The sequence below is a fragment of the Gordonia sp. DT218 genome, from assembly GCF_049847105.1.
In the GTDB taxonomy this organism is placed as follows: domain Bacteria; phylum Actinomycetota; class Actinomycetes; order Mycobacteriales; family Mycobacteriaceae; genus Gordonia.
In genome coordinates, this window is record NZ_JBNCNS010000003.1 from 405,466 (window position 1) to 422,106 (window position 16,641).

Below are 16,641 nucleotides of genomic sequence, written 5' to 3' on the forward strand. Positions count from 1 at the left end.
CGTTCGACGCGCGTGGCCAAAATCTGTTTGTGAGGATTACCTCACTTGTGCCATGTGCGAGGTGTCAGCGTTTGGCGGCTTGGGAGATCGGTCCCACCGACTGGTCGGCGACCCACGGCAGGGTCAGCACCGTCGGCACCGACATCGCGCTGCCCACCTGCTGGTCCAGATAGACCGCTCGTCCCTGCGTCACGACAGGCAGCTTGCTCCACGTCGGATCGTTCTTCAGCCGGGCGTTGGAGCCCTGCCAGTCCACCGCGACCACCACGTCGACGTCGTTGAGCATCGAGAGGTTCTCGGCCGAGATCTCACCGTAGAAACCGTTGGTGATGGCCGGTTTCAGCGATTCCGGGAAGGTGAATCCGTAGTCGGTCAGTGTCTGTCCACGGCCGTCGTCTGGGCTGTAGATCGACACCGCGCCGGTGGGCAGTCCGGAGACCACGGCGGCCGTCTTGCCGGCGAACTCGGGGTGCTTCGCCCGGACGTCGGCAAGGTACTTCTCGGTCTCGTCGATCTTGCGCTGCGCGGTGGCCGGCAGCCCGACGGCCCGTCCGATCTCGGCGGTCTGCACATCCCACGGGATCTGCCAGTTCGGATACTCCTTGGGCCGCACGATCGTCGGTGCGGCCTTGGTCAGGACGTCGTACTGCTCCGGTGTGGGTGCGGCGCCGATCGCGGTGATCAGCTCCGGGTCGGTCGCGAGTGCTTTGGGGATCTGACTGCCGAAGTCGGCCGCGGCATTCGGGAGCACCACCGGCTCCGCGTCGCCGAGGAGCTCGGAATTCCATGGCGTGCTGCGTTCCGGGGGATCGCCGAACGGCGCGACGGTGGTCGGCGTGACCCCGAGCGCGAGCAGGGTGTCGGCGTCGCCGACACCCATCGCGGCCACCCGGGACGGCTGCTTCGAGATCGTCGTCGAACCGTATGCGTGCTGGATCGTCGCGGGGATCGAGCCTGCTTCGGCGGTGGGCATCGACGACGATGCCGTCGAATCCTCCTCGGGGGCACTGCAGGCGCCGACGACCAGGGTTGCGGCAGCGGTGATGCCCACTGCGGCCAGACGTATCGGCCGGGAGAAACGTGCTCGAGGTGCGCGCATGAGGTCCTCACATGTACGGAAGGATTCGGAGGTACTTAGCCCAGGTACTTAGCCCACCCTAACTGCAGGCCGGGAGGCGCTCGGTCGGCGCCCGCGGACCCGGCATCGCCGGTGGTCGATAGACTGCCCGCCATGGCAGAGGGCGCGCAGGACCGCGAACGGTCGTGGAAGGACGCGTGGCCCGTCCTGGTCGCCCTCGCGGTCGTGGTGGTCGCCGCCGCGGGGATCGGGATCTCGTATCTGATCCGGCCGGCCGACGAGCGGATGAGCACCGACGCGCAGGTCCAGCACGCCATCAACGACGTCTACACCGCCCGTAACGACGTCGACTACGAGAAATATCGCGCGTCGACCTGCGCCGCGGACGTGTCGTCGGCGGCGTTCCCGAACGAGTCGACGTTTGTGGACGAGAACCGGAAGTCGTTCGATGAGAACGGACATATCGTCATCCCCGAGATCACCGGTATCGCGGTGTCGGGAGACCGGGCGAGGGCGCAGGTACATTGGCACTTCGATGACAAGCCCGACCAGAAACAGGTGACCGACACGGTCGTGGTGCGTGAAGACGGGGACTGGAAGGTGTGTACGTCGTGAGTTATTCGGGTGATCTGACGCCGCTGCAGGCGTGGGAGAAACTGGAGAACGATCCGAAGACCGTGCTGGTCGACTGCCGGACCAGGGCCGAGTGGGCCTTTGTCGGCGTTCCCGACCTCGAGGTGATCGGCAAGAAGACCCTGTTCGTGGAGTGGACCACGTTCCCGGAGGGCATGCCGAACGAGGCCTTCGTCGAGCAGCTGCGTGACGGCGGCGTCACCGACGACAGTGAGGTCATCTTCATCTGCCGGTCGGGACATCGTTCCATCGGTGCTGCGGAGGCGGCCGTCGCCGACGGGATCGGTGCGGCCTACAACGTGCTCGACGGCTTCGAGGGCGCGCTCGACGAGAACGACCACCGCGGTGGCCGGGGCTGGCGGGCGCTCGACCTCCCGTGGCGGCAGTCGTGAGCAGGGAACTGCCCGAAGGGGTTTCGGCCGACACCCTGGCGGTCCGGGCCGGGCTCGATCGGTCCGGCTTCTTCGAGACCTCCGAGGGGCTGTACCTGACCAGCGGCTACGTGTATGAGTCGGCGGAGGCCGCCGAGCGAGCCTTCACCGGCGAGGACAAGCGATTCGTCTACTCGCGGTACGGGAATCCGACCGTCGAGATGTTCCAGGAGCGGCTGCGTCAGCTCGAAGGTGCCGAGGCGTGCTTCGCCACGGCCAGCGGGATGGCCGCGGTCTTCGTCGCGCTGGGTGCACTGCTGAAGGCGGGCGATCGGCTGGTCGCCGCCCGCAGCCTGTTCGGCTCGTGCTTCGTGGTGTGCAACGAGATCCTGCCCCGGTGGGGTGTCGAGACCGTCTTCGTCGACGGCGAAGACCTCGACCAGTGGGAAGCGGCATTGTCGAAGCCGACGACGGCGGTGTTCTTCGAGACGCCGTCGAACCCGATGCAGACACTCGTCGACGTCGCGCGGGTCTCGGAACTCGCCCATGCCGCCGGTGCGAAGGTGGTGCTGGACAACGTCTTCGCCACTCCGTTGCTGCAGAGCGGCCTCGACATGGGTGCCGACGTGATCGTGTACTCGGGCACCAAGCACATCGACGGCCAGGGCCGGGTGATGGGCGGAGCGGTGCTCGGCGAGAAGGAATTCATCGACGGGCCGGTCCAGATGCTGATGCGGCACACCGGTCCGGCGCTCAGTCCTTTCAATGCCTGGACGCTGCTCAAGGGGCTCGAGACCATGCGCCTGCGGCTCGATGCCTCGGTGGCCTCGGCGCTGCGCATCGCGCAGTTCCTGGAAGACGACCCACGGGCTCGCTGGGTGAAATACCCGTTCCTGCAATCACATCCGCAGCACGTGCTCGCGCACAAGCAGATGTCGGGTGGTGGCACGGTGGTCACCTTCGAGATCGCCGACCGTGACGGCGTCGACGGCAAGAAGCGTGCCTTCGAGGTGCTCAATGCGCTTCGGGTGGTGGACATCTCGAACAACCTCGGTGATTCGAAGTCGCTGATCACCCATCCCGCGACCACCACCCATCGCGCGATGGGGCCGGATGGCCGGGCGTCGATCGGGGTCACCGACTCGGTGGTGCGCCTGTCCGTCGGACTCGAGGGGGTCGAGGATCTGCTGAAAGATCTGGATCAGGCCCTCGGCTGAGCGTTGGACTGACGGTGCTCGGGACCATATCCGGAGATCAGCCGTTGTTGCGCTTCTCCCACGCGGTACGCACGCGGGCGGGGATGCGACCCCTGGCGGGGACGTCGATACCCGCCGCGGTCGCCCATGATCGGATCTCGGCGGGCGTGGGCGACGGCCCGGCCAGATCTGCGACGATGACGTCGGTGCGCGAGCTCAGCCGCCACTCGTGCAGTGCCGCGCCGAGCCAGCGGAAAGTCCACTCTTCGGCAAGTTTTCGGTTGTCGCAAAACACCATTGGCACCGAAGGAAACCGCACTTGAGCCTCGGCCAATGCCTCGGCAAGGGTCGCGCCGGTGACATACTCGCGCTTGAACAGCGCACTGTATGGAGCCTCGACCACCACAGCGGCCCGGGGCAGCCCGGCGAGCTCGGCGAGCTGGTAGGTCAGCTTGCCGGAGGTGAGTCCGGCGCTCAGGTCGTCGATCGATTTGCGCTCGACGGCGGCGATCACCGTGTCACCCTCGGTGACCGCGTAGTCGCCGGCGGGCAGCTTTCGGCGTGTGGTGGCCGTCTGCTGGTGGGTGAAACCGTACGGGTAGCGTTCGCCGGAATCGACGATGATCTCCAGCACCTGCCCGTGGGCCCGCGCGGTGGGCAGCGCGACATTCGGACGAGCCTGCTTGGTGGTGCGTCGCGACTGCCAGAAGATCATCTCGCGACCACGGGCGCGAGTGAGGACGAACTGCGACCGGTTCTCACGGCTCCGATCGAGCACGAGATCGATGGCTGCGCCCCGGCGTGACACCGACCGGACGGGGAGTTGTTCGATGATTTCCGGATTCGACGGCCAGACCTCGGCCCGGTGACAGTAGATCTTGGTGGTGCGTGGCCACGTGTCGCGGACCTTCAGGATTATCCCATTGGCTCCCAATGGAATCCGGACGAGATAGGGAAGCGACGATCCCTCCTCGGGGTTGCGGGCGATCAGGAAGTCATCGGGCATCGTCGATCCCCAGTGCAGCGATCACGGTGCGTAGCTTGGCCGTCGTCTCGTCCAGCTCGGCCTGAGGGTCGGACTGCGCCACGATGCCGCCTCCCGCCCACGTGCGCAGGGTGTGCCGATCGTCGGCCACCTGAACGCACCGGATGGTCACCATCCATTCGCCGTCGCCGTCGCCGTCGCACCAGCCGACCGCACCGCCATACAGGCCTCGCGGCTCCTCGACATCCCGGATGAACTGTGCGGCAACATCACTGGGTGTACCGCAGACGGCCGGCGTAGGGCTGAGGAGCAACGCGAGGTCCAGCGCGGTCACCGAGTCATCGCGTAGCGTCGCCCGGATGGGCGTGGCGAGATGCCAGATCTCACCGGTGGCGCGGATCTCAGGCGTCGGCGGGGCTTTCAGGTCCGCGCAGAGTGGGCCGAGGCGGTCGCGCAGATAGTCGACGACGAACGCATGCTCGGCGAGGTCTTTGCCCGATGACGCCAGCGTGGCTGCGGCGGCGCGGTCGGTCTCGGGGTCCGATGACCGTGGTGCGGACCCGGCGTAGGGCTGGGCGGTGACCACGCGACCGTGCTTGCGCAGCAACACCTCCGGGCTGGCTCCGAGTAACCACGAGCTGTCGCCGGTTGCCGCGCTGACGTCGACGGCGAAGGCGTTGTGCTCGGTGTTGCCGTGCGCGAGTGCGCCGATGAGGTGGTCGACGTCGACGACCGGTGTGACGGAGAGGTCGACCGCCCGCGCCAGCACCACCTTGTCGACCGTGCCGTCGGCGATGGTTTTGATCGCGTGGGTGACCCGGTCGCGGTGGACCGCGTGGTCCGGGTGGAGGGTCCTCGAGGTCACGTCGTGGTGGCGGGGCGGGGTGCCGGCGAACGGCGCCGGATCGTGGGTGAGTGCGACCGGCGCGACGAGCGCTGCGCGATCGTCCTGGTCGAAGGGGATCGCCCCGGTGATCGCATCGACCGCTCCGGCCCGGACGGCGTGCGCGGCCGCCGCGGCCTCGGTGAACCGACGCCGCTGCCCGTGACCGCGGACCGTGCCGTGTGGGCGTGACAGTACGAACATCACGGGGGAGACGCTGTCGTCGGGAAACGCCATGCACTCACGCTACCGGCGCAGCATCGCGGGAGTTTCGCGCAGGCTGAGTGAAAATTGACACGTCGAGGCGCCATCGGTGAATCTTGACGTGGGTCATGAGTGCCAGTGACAAGCCCCGGCTCGCTGGTCGGCAACCCTCCTCCGCGGTGGGGTGCTCCGGGTGACGACCCGGCCGTGTTCGAAGTGATCACGGCAAGTGCGGATTCCTCAGGAGCTATTTGTCATGACTGCTGTCCTTTCGGTGCCCTTCAACACCCCGGTGCCCTTCAACACCCCAGTGCCCTTCAACACCCCTGCTCCCCATACCCCGGTCGTCGACACCGAGACGATCCCGCCGTTGGCGCAGGTCGTCGGTGCCGACGAGTGCGTGCCGTGCTCGACCGGTGAGACGGTGCGATACGCCAACCTCGACTACGCGGCCAGCGCGCCGGCACTGGCCGCGGTGGCGCAGACCGTCACCAGCTCGTTGTCGCAGTACGCCAGCGTCCACCGAGGTGCCGGCCACCTGTCCCAGGTCACCACGGCCCGCTACGAGCAGGCCCGCGAGGTGATCCGGGGATTCGTCCGGGCACGCGCCGACGACGCCGTGGTCTTCACCCGCGGCACCACCGACGCCATCAACCTCGCAGCCCATGCGACCCGCGGTGACGTGGTGGTGCTCGACATCGAACATCACGCCAACCTGCTGCCGTGGTGCGCGCCCGATCGCGACGGGTCGTCGCGGGTGCGGGTGGTCCGTGCGTGCGCGACCATCGACGACACCCTCGCGGCGCTGGAGGCCGAACTCGCCGCGGCGCCGGCCGCGTTGCTCGCCGTCACCGCGGCGTCGAATGTCACCGGTGAGGTGCTGCCGATCGGTCGACTGGCATCGATCGCCCACCGCAACGGCGCGCGCATCCTCATCGACGCCGCCCAGCTCGTCGCCCATCGTCGCGTGTCGATGGTCGGTCACGGCATCGACTACCTGGTCTTCTCCGGGCACAAGCTCTACGCGCCGTTCGGGGCGGGCGTGCTGATCGGACGCCCGGACTGGCTCGACGCCGCCGAGCCCTACCTGGCCGGCGGCGGCGCCTCGGCGAGCGTCTCGGTCGGCGCCACCGGCGGTGACATCGGCGGTGACACCGCGATCGAGTGGCATGCCGGCCCGGCCCGTCACGAGGCGGGTTCGCCCAATGTGCTCGGCGCCGTGTCCATCGCGGCCGCATGCGACGCGCTCGACGCCATCGGATTCGAGCACATCGGGTTGCACGAAGAACTACTGCGCGCACGCCTCGACGACGGGCTGGCGACGATCGACGGTGTCACAGAGCTGCGGATCTTCGAGGACTCGACCGACCGGGTCGGTATCGCGGGCTTCGACGTCGACGGCTGCACGCCGCGGGCGGCGGCCGTCTTCCTCAGCGAGAGTGCGGGAATCGGCGTCCGCGACGGGAAGTTCTGCGCGCACCCGCTGTTGAACCGTCTGGGGTATCCGGACGGCGCGGTGCGGGCGAGCTTCGGACTCGGGACCGGCTCCGGCGACATCGACCGCCTCGTCGGCGCGCTGGCGAGACTGACCACGAGAGCGAGGACATGATGAGCATCGAATACGCACGCCCGTCGTCGACGATCAGCATCGGCCGCCCTCGATTACAGGTCGCCCTGGCAGGGGACACCTCGGCGACGGCGTTCCCGATCGTCGTGCGGCGGCCGACCCTGCGCGATGCGCAGCGGGCGCGATCGCTGCTACTGGCCGGCGTCAATGATCAGGCGAACTTTGTCGTCGCGCTCGAAGTGGAGGCGGCCATCGCCCCGCATCCGGCATCGGCGCGCGCATCCGCCGATCTCGACGACCGCCCGGCGGTTGCGAACGAACCCGAGACGATCCGGTACGTCGGGACGCCACACGGGCTGGTCTCGCTGATCCGCGACATCTATGTGGCCGAGATCGCCGACGCGGTCATCATCGTGCCGCTCGACGGTTCGGCCACCACGGCCCGGGTCCGTGAACAGGTGCTTCCCCTCCTGGACCCCGGACGGGGACGCGTCGCCTGACGCGTCGACATCGATGGCCCGGGGTGAGACCGGTGGTGTGTTTCGTCTCACCCCGGGCTGTGTTGACACTGCTTCTCACTGGTCAGTACGGTTCTGCCGTCTCGGTCACCGGGATGACCGGCGAGGGGGGAACGCATGTATCGGGGGAGTGTTGTGTCGCGGTTCGGCCGCCTGGCGGTGGCCGTCGTCGCGGTGATGGGTGCGCTGATCGGCGGTGTCTCGCTGGCGGCGCCGGCGCAGGCCAGTACCGTCACGCGCTACCTCGACCTACCGCTGACGAATCGGTTCGCCGACCAGCACGGCGGCGGGGTGAATCGCGCGCTTCCCACCGATCTCCACCAGCTCGCCCGGCTGGTGCGCGAGGCCCGCGCGAGCGGTATCGCGCCGAAACGCTATGCGGCACTGCTGTTTCAATACCGTCTCGTGCAGGCGACCACCGACGCCGGAATCGACCTCGCCGATTGGGATCCCGCCAAGGGATTCCACGCGACGCGGGCGACCATGATCAAGAGCTACCGCTACTACGAGAACTTCCAGATCGCTCACCGCAACCTGCAATGGGCGGGTATGGCCGGCATGGTCGGTGCCGACTTCGGGGGTGGCACTGCCGATGTGGTCCTCGCCGGCGACATCTACGGCATCCGTGGACTGCAGCCGCTGGCCGCCCAGATCATCGAGAAGGCCACCCAGGTCGTCGGCCCGGGCATCATCGGCCGGTTCCCGAAAGGGTTGCAGAACCTCGCGTATCACGCCGATGAGATCACCCCGGCCGATCTGGCCTGGTTCTCGAAGCAGATCCTGGTGATGCAGAAGGCGATCTTCTCCGACCTCATGCCGATGCACGTCGCCTTTGTCAAGGACGGTCTCGGCGGGATCGACGAGTTCCGTCGCGCGGGCATCATCGATGACGGCGTCGCCGCGGCCTGGCACGACATCGCGTCGAACGATCCGGCCCGGGTCTCCGAGGGCAACGGGACGTTGCTGCGCCGCGAGCAGTACGACGTGGTCGGCCGGCAGTTCGACAATGTGCGTAATTACCGCAAGTCGGCCGGTGTCGGCTCGGCGCTGACCTATGCCATGACGCTCGCCGGCTCACCGTCGGTGGCGGGAGTTCCGGCGTTGCGCGACTTCATCTCCTACACCTACGCGGGCCGGATGGCCGACGGGCGGACCGTGAAGATCGCCACCCCGATCCCGGATTGGGACTGGTCGGTATTCGACCTGCGCTGGAGGTATGTGACCACCGAACTCCTCCCGCGCTATCAGGACATGGTCAACGACCACTACGGCCGACTCGTGGCACAGATGAAAGTCCCGTACGAGACCCAGTTCGAATCACATCGTCCGATCTTCAACCTGCACAAGATCCTCGGTGACGCCGTCGAGCACACCAAGGTCACGGTTTCCTGACCCGTTCCCCGCCGACGGCAACCGGAATCCCGCCGACGGCAACCGGAATCCCGCCGACGGCAACCGAAATCCGGCCGACGGCAACCGAAACCCAGCCCTCAGGCCTCGCCGCGCTCCCACTGTTCGACGAGATCGGCCTCGGCATCGGGGGTCAGCGTCCCGTAGAGCTTGAAGCGGGCCATCCCGCCGTCGGGGTAGATGTCCATCCGGGCCTCGGTCATCGGGCGATCGAGGTCGACGACGAACCGGTGCCGGGTGTCGGGCTGTAAGTCGGTGCGCGGCAACATCTCGAACCATTCGCCGTCGTCGCCGTCGCGGCCCCGGATCATCGCCGCCCCCGGCGCGTTGCCCAGGAAATAGCTGGTGTCGAGTTCGATGAGACTGATCTGCCCGCGCCCGGCGAGGCGGACCTGCACCCAGTCGTTGCCCTCGTCGCGACGGCGTGAGGTTTCCCAGCCCTCGCCCATGTTGCGTGCCCGCCCGGGCATCAGCAGGTTGTTGGGGGAGCTGTAGAACATGTTGGAACACGCGGTGATCAGCCCGCCGTTCTCCAGTGCCGCGAGGTCGAAGTGGCCGTACCGGAAGAAGTGTGGATTGGGCACGCCGCGTCCGTGGACGCGGAAGCGCGCCACGCCGCCGTCGGGGTGCATGGTCAGCCGGACATGGGTGAAGCGATCCTTGGCGTCGACCGTGAACGGATTGCGGGTATCGCCGTCGGCGGCCGTCTTCTCGACGATCGTCACCCACTCGACGTCGTCGAGGAGTTGATCCACGGAGACGACGCCCTCGACGGCGGCGGCCTCCACGGAGATGAACGGCGGATAGTTGCCCTTGAACCACGACGTGTCGACCACGACGCCGTAGATCACGCCGGGCGCACCGAGTCGCACGATGGCCTGGTCGACGCCACCCACGCGCCGACGGCGGGTTTCCCACCCGTCGTACACCTGTCCCTTGTGACCGAAGGTCGCCGGCTGATACTGGGCAGCCGCCGTCTTGATCAGGTTCTGCGCCTCCGCGAACAGATCGTCGTTGGTCCACACGACCGCGCCTCCGAGGTCGCGAAGTGCCAGGTCAGGCATGGAAGTGAAATGTGGGCGGTTGCCCGCGGCGGCCGGCGGCTGGGGAGTCACGGGTCCTCATCGTAGGCGAGTTTGCATTCGCCCGAAGACCGAGCGCATACTTGCGGCCAGCAACTAATTGCAATCAGCAACTAATTGCAAAGAGAACGTAAAGTGGCTGATCTCAGGGAGGGTACGGGGCATGCTCGATCAAACCGCCGTCGACGATCTGTTCGATGCGCTCTCCCGGTACATGCGTCTCCGCGACCGTGCGGTCCACACGACGTTCAAGACGGCGGACGGGGAGTTCGAGACGGCCGCGTTCAAAGGCCTCTTTCATCTCGCCCGCGAGTCCATGCGGTCACGTGAGCTGGCGGAAGGTCTCAATGCCGACCCCTCGACGGTGAGCCGCCACGTCGCGCAGCTCGTCGAACTGGGGCTGGTGCGGCGTGAGGCGGATCCCGCGGACGGTCGCGCGACCCTGCTCGTGATCACCGACGCCGGACGCGAACGGGTCGAGGCCATGCGGATGGTGCGCCGGACCGCGATGGACGACGCGATGTCGGACTGGACCGACGACGAGCTCGCGACGTTGGTACGGCTGCTCAGCCGCTTCGTCGATGCCGCCGAATCCGTGATCGCGCCGCCGTGCGCCAAGACCGGTGAGGCGTCGCGCTCGATAGCAGACTTGTTGAAAGGAAAGGCATGACAGAATCAACGGCCGCCGTGGACACGGCGGCTCCCGACGAGTCCGCGGGGGCGGGCCTGACGCATCGTCAGATCCTGACGGTGCTCGCCGGCCTGATGAGCGCGATGTTCTTGGCGGCATTGGATCAGACCATCGTGTCCACATCGATCCGGACCATCGCCGACGACCTCAACGGCTACGACATGCAGGCGTGGGCCACCACCGCCTACCTGGTCACCGCGACCATCGTCACGCCGCTCTACGGCAAGCTCTCCGACCTGTACGGCCGCAAACCGTTCTTCATGGTCGCGATCACGATCTTCGTGGTCGGGTCGCTGCTCTGTAGTATCGCCACGTCGATGTACGAGCTGGCCGCTTTCCGTGCGTTCCAGGGACTCGGCGCCGGTGGTCTGATGACGTTGGCACTGACCACCATCGGCGACATCGTGCCGCCGCGTGAACGCGCCAAGTACCAGGGCTACTTCCTGGCGGTCTTCGGCACCTCGAGCGTTCTCGGACCGGTGCTCGGCGGGCTGTTGGCCGGGCAGAGCTCGATCCTGTGGGTCAGCGGCTGGCGCTGGGTGTTCCTCGTCAACGTGCCCATCGGCCTGCTCTCGCTCTTCCTGATCTACAAGGTCCTCAATTACGACCAGCAGAAGGGTGCGGGCGGCCGCACCGACTACTGGGGCGCGACGGCACTGGCCGTGGCGGTGGCCCCGCTGCTCATCGTGGCCGAACAGGGCCGCGAGTGGGGATGGACCTCGGGCCTGTCGCTGCTCTGCTATGCGATCGGAGTCGTGGGCATCGCCGGGTTCATCTGGATCGAACACAAGATGGGCGACGAGGCTCTGATCCCGCTGCGGGTGTTCCGTAACCCGATCTTCTCCCAGGGCATCGTGATCTCCGTCATCGTCGGTGCGGCCATGTTCGGCGGCATCTCGATGCTGCCGCAGTACTACCAGGTGCTGCGCGGATCGAGCCCGATGATCGCCGGACTGCAGATGCTGCCGATGGTGTTGGGATTGATGACCGGATCGATCGTGTCCGGGCAGCTGATCTCCAGGACCGGCCGCTACAAGATCTTCCCGATCATCGGCTCCGTGCTGGTCACGGTGGCCGCGTTCCTCATGCATCTCGTCGGCGTGGACACACCGGTGTATCTGGTGATGCTGATCGCCGCCCTGCTCGGATTCGGCCTCGGCAACCTCATGCAGCCGATCATGCTGGCGATGCAGAACATCCTGCCGGCCAAGGACATGGGGCTGTCGACCGGCACGTCGACCTTCTTCCGTCAGATCGGCGGCACGATGGGTGTGGCCGTCTTCTTCTCGCTGCTGTTCTCCCTGATGGGTCCGAACATCTCCGACGAGATGACCACCGCGGCCACCCAGCCCGAGTATCGGACGGCGGTGGCGGAAGCCGCACAGAGCGACAACCCGAAGGTCTCGCAATTCGCCCAAGGCCTGATGGCTGCGGCGCAGAACCCCGATCAGGCCACCGGGTCGTCGGACAGTGTCATGTCGGACACCTCGGTGATCGGCGAGCTCCCAACGGAACTCGCCCGCCCCCTCAAGGAGGGCTTCGCCAACTCGATGGACACCGTGTTCCTGGCCGTCTCCATCATGTCGCTGCTCGCGATCGTCGGCACTGTGACCTGGAAGGAACTGCCGCTGCGCACGGGTAAGCCGATCGGGGCCTCGGAGTCCGTCGAGGCAGCCTGACCCCCCGCCGACAGCAACACAAAAAGCGCCGACAGCAACCTCCACTGGTTGCTGTCGGCGCTTTTTGTGTTGCTGTCGGCGCGAAAAGAAGTCAGCCGCGCGACGGCTCGTTGGCCTCGTGCGGATGTGCCTTCAGACGATCGATGGCCTCCTGGGCGACCTTCTCGGCCTGGTCCTTGCCGACCCAGCCGCCGGGCTGGACCTCTTTGCCCGGCTCGAGATCCTTGTAGTGCTCGAAGAAGTGGGAGATCGGCCCCAGCTCGAACTCGCTGACGTCGCCGATGTCCTGGATGTGATCCCAGCGGACGTCGCCGGCCGGGACGCACAGCAGCTTGTCGTCGCCGCCGGCCTCGTCGGTCATCGTGTACATGCCGACGATGCGCGCCTTCACGATGATGCCGGGAAACACCGACTCGGGGAGCAGCACCATCGCGTCCAGCGGATCGCCGTCCTCGCCCAATGTGTTGTCGATGTACCCGTAGTCGGCCGGGTAGCCCATCGAGGTGTACAGGTAACGGTCGAGAAAGACCTTTCCGGTCTCGTGATCGACCTCGTACTTGTTACGTCCGCCCTTGGGGATCTCGATGGTCACATCGAATTCCACGGTTCCTCCTGGCAAGTGTTCGCTGGTGGTGATCGCACGCGGCCCGACGTCACCGCTGGGTCGCCTGCGCAGATCGCCTCAACGATACTGTGAGAAGTCGAGAGGGGTCCGGGCCGGGCCGGACCCCGAGGCACCGATCCGGAGGTTCTGTGGGCGCACGGCGCAGGTCGACCAGACGCACGATGCTGTGGACGGTCATCTCGGTGGTGGTGCTGGCGCTGATCGCTGTCGGCTCGGTCGCAGTGGCGCTGCGGCTCGACGACTCCGACGAACTCCCACCCGGGATTCCGCCGCAACCGGCTGCGATCGCGGTGAACCCGCAGATCAAGACGGTGTCGGCGAATGCCCCCGAGCCGACTCCGGTCGGGGTGCGCAGCGAGATCGCCCAGGCGGTCCGCGACCCCGCGCTCGGTCAGTTCACCGGACAGATCAGTGATGCCCTCACCGGCGCGACGTTGTGGTCGGACGGGCCGACCCAGCCGCGGGTCCCGGCGTCGAACGCCAAGATCCTGACGGCGAGCGCGGCGTTGCTCGCGTTGCCGCACGAGAAGCGGCTGACCACGACGGTCGTCGTCGGCGCAGACGGCCAGGTGATCCTCAAGGGCGCGGGCGACCCGACGCTCTCGGCCCAGCCGCGCGGGGCCGACACCTTCTATACCAACGCGCCGCGCATCGCCGACCTCGCCGCCCAGATCCGCAAGGCCGGTGTCCCCGTGACGTCGGTGGCCGTGGACACGAGTGCGTTCAGCGGCCCGACGATGGACAGCACCTGGGACAAGCGCGACATCGCCGGCGGCGACATCACGCCGATCGAATCCCTGATCGCCGACGGCGGCCGGATCGAGCCGCTCGACGAGTACTCGCCGCGGGTGCCGAACCCGGCCGTCACGTCCGGTGAGGCCCTCGCCAAGGCACTCGGTGTGAACGCTCCGGTCACCGAGCAGACCGCGCCCGGCGGCGCGCAAGCCGTCGCCTCGGTGACGTCGGCGCCGCTGGTGACCCGGGTCAACGACATGCTGCGCTACAGCGACAACGTGCTCGCCGAGGCGCTGTCGGTGGAGCTCTCGGCCGCCAAGGGCGGCCCGGCGTCACTTGCCGGAGGTGTGGCCGCGGTCAAGAACACGCTGACAGAGCGCGGTTTCGACATGTCGATGGTCACCCTGCATGACGCCTCGGGCCTCTCCTATGCCAACAAGGTGCCGGCAACACTGCTGGACAAGTTGATGGCCGGGGCCAGCGGGCCGTCGCAACCGCTGATGCGGCCCATGCTCGACGGATTGCCCGTTGCCGCCGGCACCGGCACCCTGGCGGACCGCTTCGATCCGACGTCGAACCCGGGTGCCGGGTGGGTGCGGGCCAAGACGGGAACCCTCACCGGGGTGAGTTCGTTGACGGGGATAGTCCAGACCATCGACGGCCGGGTGCTCTCGTTCGCGCTGATGTCGGGCGGAACATCTCCGGCCGACGCTCGGCCCGCGCTCGACAACGTGGCCGGCGAGCTGAGGGAATGTGGGTGCCGATGACCAGCAGCGAGCTGAGCAGTAGCGATCTGACCAGCAGTGATGTGACCAGGGTGGATCACGAGCATGACGACGCCGAGTCGATCGGCGCACGGATCGACTGGGGGCTGGCGGCCGCGACCGGAAAGCGCCTGGCGCGCCCGGGGCCGAAGACCACCGCGTACACCCTCGACGCCGCCTACGCGGAACTGGCCGACGCGGCCACCCGGGCCGAGGCGCCGGTCCGTGAGGTGACCGGTCTCGCCGACGGCCTGCGGGTGCCGACCACCCGCATCCTCGATCGCAGGGAATGGGTGGATGCGGCCGCGCAGTCGATGCAGTCGATGCTCGGCGCCGGGAGCGGAGCGAGCGGGCCGGATGGGCTCGGCGCCGGGAGCGGAGCGAGCGGGCCGGATGGGCTCGGCGCCGGGAGCGGAGCGAGCGACTCCGATGACGCCGGATCGCCCAACGCGATCGAGGCCGCTCTCGCCGGGTTCTCCGCGAAGGCCGGCGGGTTGCAGGCGGGCGGACTGCTCGCCTTCCTGTCCGGCGCCATCCTCGGTCAATACGACCCGTTCACCCCCGACCCCGACACCGGCGATCCCGGGGTGCTGATGGTCGTCGCGCCCAACATCATCTCTGTCGAGCGTTCACTTCGTGTGGTGCCCAGCGATTTTCGGCTCTGGGTGTGCCTGCACGAGGTCACCCATCGCGTGCAGTTCTCGGCGAATCCGTGGTTGCGCCAGTACATGGTCGACAATCTGGAGATCCTGACGTCGGAATCCGGCGAATCGACGAGCGAGATCGTCGCGCGGATCACCTCGACGCTGCGCGGCTCCGACGAACAGCCCCGGGAGAAGGGCGTGCTCGGGGCCATGCAGTTGCTGCAGACCCCAGAGCAATACGAGGCGTTCAACCGGATGATGATGCTGGGCACCCTGCTCGAGGGCCACGCCGACCACGTCATGGACGCGGTCGGACCCGTACACGTGCCGACGGTGACGAGCATCCGGGCGGCCTTCGACCAACGCCGCGGCACCCCGCGTAATCCGGTGCAGCGCATCATTCGTGCCCTGATCGGTATGGACGCCAAGATCGCGCAGTATGTGCGCGGCAAGGCCTTCGTCGACGAGGTGGTCGGCGCGGTCGGGATGGAGACGTTCAACACCATCTGGACGTCGCCGGAGACCATGCCGCGCCCGAACGAGATCGACGAGCCGCGGGTATGGATGCAACGGGTGCTGTGACCCGCGCGGTCGCCCAGTTCGCGGCGACCCACCTCGAACCCGGCGCGGATGTGTGTGTCGGACTGTCCGGAGGCCCGGACTCGTTGGCGCTCACCGCATGTGCGATCCGGGCCGGGTTGTCGGTGCGGGCGCTGGTGATCGACCACGCATTGCAGGACGGCTCCGACGCCGTCGCCGCGGACGCTGCGGCGGCAGCCCGACGGCTCGGGGCCCGGCCTCAGGTGCTCGCTGTGGAGGTCGGCCGGAGCGGGGGGCCGGAAGCCGCAGCACGTGAGGCGCGGTACCGCGCACTCGACGACGCTCGCGACGGCGCTCCGGTGCTGCTCGCCCACACCGCCGACGATCAGGCCGAGACCGTGTTGCTCGGTCTGGCCCGTGGTTCGGGGGCGCGTTCCATCGCCGGTATGCGTCCGTGGAATCCGCCATGGGGACGGCCGCTGCTGGGAATCCGTCGCGCTCAGACGCTCGCCGCCTGCACCGAACTCGGCCTTCATCCACACCACGACCCGCACAATCGTGATCCGCGGTTCACCCGGGTTCGCCTGCGGGCCGAGGTGCTGCCCCTGCTCGACGACGTGCTACACGGCGGCGTGGTGGAAGCGTTGGGCCGGACCGCGTCGTCGGTGCGCGCCGACAACGAGGCTCTCGACCACTACGCCGACGACCTCTACCGACGCGCGACCGTCGACGACCAGAAGCATCCCGCGGAACTCGATGTCGACGGCCTACACGGTGTGCCGGCGGCGGTACGTACCCGCGTGCTCCGACGGTGGCTGCTCGACATCGGGGCGACCGAACCGACCCATCGGTTGATCTGCGCGGTCGACGATCTCGTCATCGACGGGCGGTCCCGCGCCCAGGTCGCGATCGGTGGCGACCCGACGGCCCGGCATGTGGTGGAGAGGTCCGGGCCGCGGTTGACGGTCCGCCGGGCGCCCCGGTGATCCGGATTTGTAGCAGCAATCCGCGCCAGGCGCGGATTGCTGCTACGAAA

16 protein-coding genes and 1 riboswitch are annotated in these 16,641 nt (G+C 67.6%); of the genes, 11 read left to right on the forward strand and 5 right to left on the reverse strand.

All coding sequences use genetic code 11. The annotated features are described in order from the left end of the window. Window positions 1–64 precede the first annotated feature (64 nt). Window positions 65–1,099 carry an ABC transporter substrate-binding protein gene (locus ACPXCG_RS13405; protein ID WP_425792459.1) on the reverse strand — a complete coding sequence of 345 codons (1,035 nt, stop codon included), beginning with the start codon at window positions 1,097–1,099 and terminating at the stop codon, window positions 65–67. 132 nt (window positions 1,100–1,231) lie between these two features. Between ACPXCG_RS13405 and ACPXCG_RS13410 the strand changes: the two genes are divergently transcribed. The 3 genes from ACPXCG_RS13410 to ACPXCG_RS13420 are packed head-to-tail and all read left to right on the forward strand — an operon-like array spanning window position 1,232 to window position 3,299. Continuing rightward, window positions 1,232–1,693, forward strand: a complete 462-nt coding sequence (locus ACPXCG_RS13410; RefSeq protein WP_425792460.1) for a hypothetical protein — start codon at window positions 1,232–1,234, stop codon at window positions 1,691–1,693. Next, a complete protein-coding gene (locus ACPXCG_RS13415) occupies window positions 1,690–2,103 on the forward strand; it encodes a rhodanese-like domain-containing protein (RefSeq protein ID WP_425792461.1) in 414 nt (137 codons plus the stop codon). The genes ACPXCG_RS13410 and ACPXCG_RS13415 overlap by 4 nt, the downstream gene beginning before the upstream one ends. Then, entirely contained in the window at window positions 2,100–3,299 is a 1,200-nt protein-coding gene (locus tag ACPXCG_RS13420) for an O-succinylhomoserine sulfhydrylase (protein ID WP_425792462.1), read from the forward strand. The genes ACPXCG_RS13415 and ACPXCG_RS13420 overlap by 4 nt, the downstream gene beginning before the upstream one ends. 37 nt (window positions 3,300–3,336) lie before the next feature. On the opposite strand, the gene ACPXCG_RS13425 is transcribed toward ACPXCG_RS13420, so the two are convergent. Together ACPXCG_RS13425 and ACPXCG_RS13430 are read right to left on the reverse strand one after the other, a co-directional pair. After that, window positions 3,337–4,284 (reverse strand): ERCC4 domain-containing protein, encoded by a 948-nt coding sequence (locus tag ACPXCG_RS13425; protein ID WP_425792463.1) that lies wholly within the window; start codon window positions 4,282–4,284, stop codon window positions 3,337–3,339. Then, window positions 4,274–5,383, reverse strand: coding sequence for an isochorismate synthase (locus ACPXCG_RS13430; protein WP_425792464.1), 1,110 nt, complete (start codon window positions 5,381–5,383; stop codon window positions 4,274–4,276). The genes ACPXCG_RS13425 and ACPXCG_RS13430 overlap by 11 nt, the downstream gene beginning before the upstream one ends. Window positions 5,384–5,474: 91 nt before the next feature. Then, window positions 5,475–5,588, forward strand: a riboswitch (SAM riboswitch). An 18-nt stretch (window positions 5,589–5,606) separates the two neighbouring features. Here ACPXCG_RS13430 and ACPXCG_RS13435 point away from each other — a divergent pair. The 3 genes from ACPXCG_RS13435 (at window position 5,607) to ACPXCG_RS13445 (ending at window position 8,827) form a co-directional block, all read left to right on the forward strand. Continuing rightward, window positions 5,607–6,959 carry an aminotransferase class V-fold PLP-dependent enzyme gene (locus ACPXCG_RS13435; protein ID WP_425792465.1) on the forward strand — a complete coding sequence of 451 codons (1,353 nt, stop codon included), beginning with the start codon at window positions 5,607–5,609 and terminating at the stop codon, window positions 6,957–6,959. Continuing rightward, window positions 6,959–7,417 (forward strand): hypothetical protein, encoded by a 459-nt coding sequence (locus tag ACPXCG_RS13440; RefSeq protein ID WP_425792466.1) that lies wholly within the window; start codon window positions 6,959–6,961, stop codon window positions 7,415–7,417. The genes ACPXCG_RS13435 and ACPXCG_RS13440 overlap by 1 nt, the downstream gene beginning before the upstream one ends. Window positions 7,418–7,612: 195 nt before the next feature. Next, window positions 7,613–8,827: a hypothetical protein gene (locus ACPXCG_RS13445; protein WP_425792823.1), complete on the forward strand. Its 1,215-nt coding sequence runs from the start codon at window positions 7,613–7,615 to the stop codon at window positions 8,825–8,827. 98 nt (window positions 8,828–8,925) lie between these two features. Here ACPXCG_RS13445 and alc read toward each other — a convergent pair whose 3' ends face one another. Beyond that, complete coding sequence (gene alc, locus ACPXCG_RS13450; RefSeq protein WP_425792824.1) at window positions 8,926–9,909, reverse strand: allantoicase; 984 nt, start codon at window positions 9,907–9,909, stop codon at window positions 8,926–8,928. A 181-nt stretch (window positions 9,910–10,090) separates the two neighbouring features. Between alc and ACPXCG_RS13455 the strand changes: the two genes are divergently transcribed. Together ACPXCG_RS13455 and ACPXCG_RS13460 are read left to right on the forward strand one after the other, a co-directional pair. Continuing rightward, entirely contained in the window at window positions 10,091–10,597 is a 507-nt protein-coding gene (locus ACPXCG_RS13455; protein ID WP_425792467.1) for a MarR family winged helix-turn-helix transcriptional regulator, read from the forward strand. Next, window positions 10,594–12,297: an MDR family MFS transporter gene (locus ACPXCG_RS13460; RefSeq protein WP_425792468.1), complete on the forward strand. Its 1,704-nt coding sequence runs from the start codon at window positions 10,594–10,596 to the stop codon at window positions 12,295–12,297. Before ACPXCG_RS13455 ends, ACPXCG_RS13460 begins: the two co-directional genes overlap by 4 nt. 91 nt (window positions 12,298–12,388) lie before the next feature. On the opposite strand, the gene ACPXCG_RS13465 is transcribed toward ACPXCG_RS13460, so the two are convergent. Further along, window positions 12,389–12,901: an inorganic diphosphatase gene (locus ACPXCG_RS13465; RefSeq protein WP_425792469.1), complete on the reverse strand. Its 513-nt coding sequence runs from the start codon at window positions 12,899–12,901 to the stop codon at window positions 12,389–12,391. A gap of 182 nt (window positions 12,902–13,083) precedes the next feature. Here ACPXCG_RS13465 and dacB point away from each other — a divergent pair, with 182 nt between their 5' ends. The 3 genes from dacB to tilS are packed head-to-tail and all read left to right on the forward strand — an operon-like array spanning window position 13,084 to window position 16,591. After that, window positions 13,084–14,424, forward strand: coding sequence for a D-alanyl-D-alanine carboxypeptidase/D-alanyl-D-alanine endopeptidase (dacB, locus tag ACPXCG_RS13470; RefSeq protein ID WP_425792825.1), 1,341 nt, complete (start codon window positions 13,084–13,086; stop codon window positions 14,422–14,424). Beyond that, on the forward strand, window positions 14,421–15,647 hold the full coding sequence (locus tag ACPXCG_RS13475) for a zinc-dependent metalloprotease (protein WP_425792470.1): 1,227 nt from the start codon (window positions 14,421–14,423) through the stop codon (window positions 15,645–15,647). Before dacB ends, ACPXCG_RS13475 begins: the two co-directional genes overlap by 4 nt. Further along, complete coding sequence (tilS, locus tag ACPXCG_RS13480; protein ID WP_425792471.1) at window positions 15,626–16,591, forward strand: tRNA lysidine(34) synthetase TilS; 966 nt, start codon at window positions 15,626–15,628, stop codon at window positions 16,589–16,591. Before ACPXCG_RS13475 ends, tilS begins: the two co-directional genes overlap by 22 nt. The last annotated feature ends 50 nt before the right edge of the window (window positions 16,592–16,641 follow it).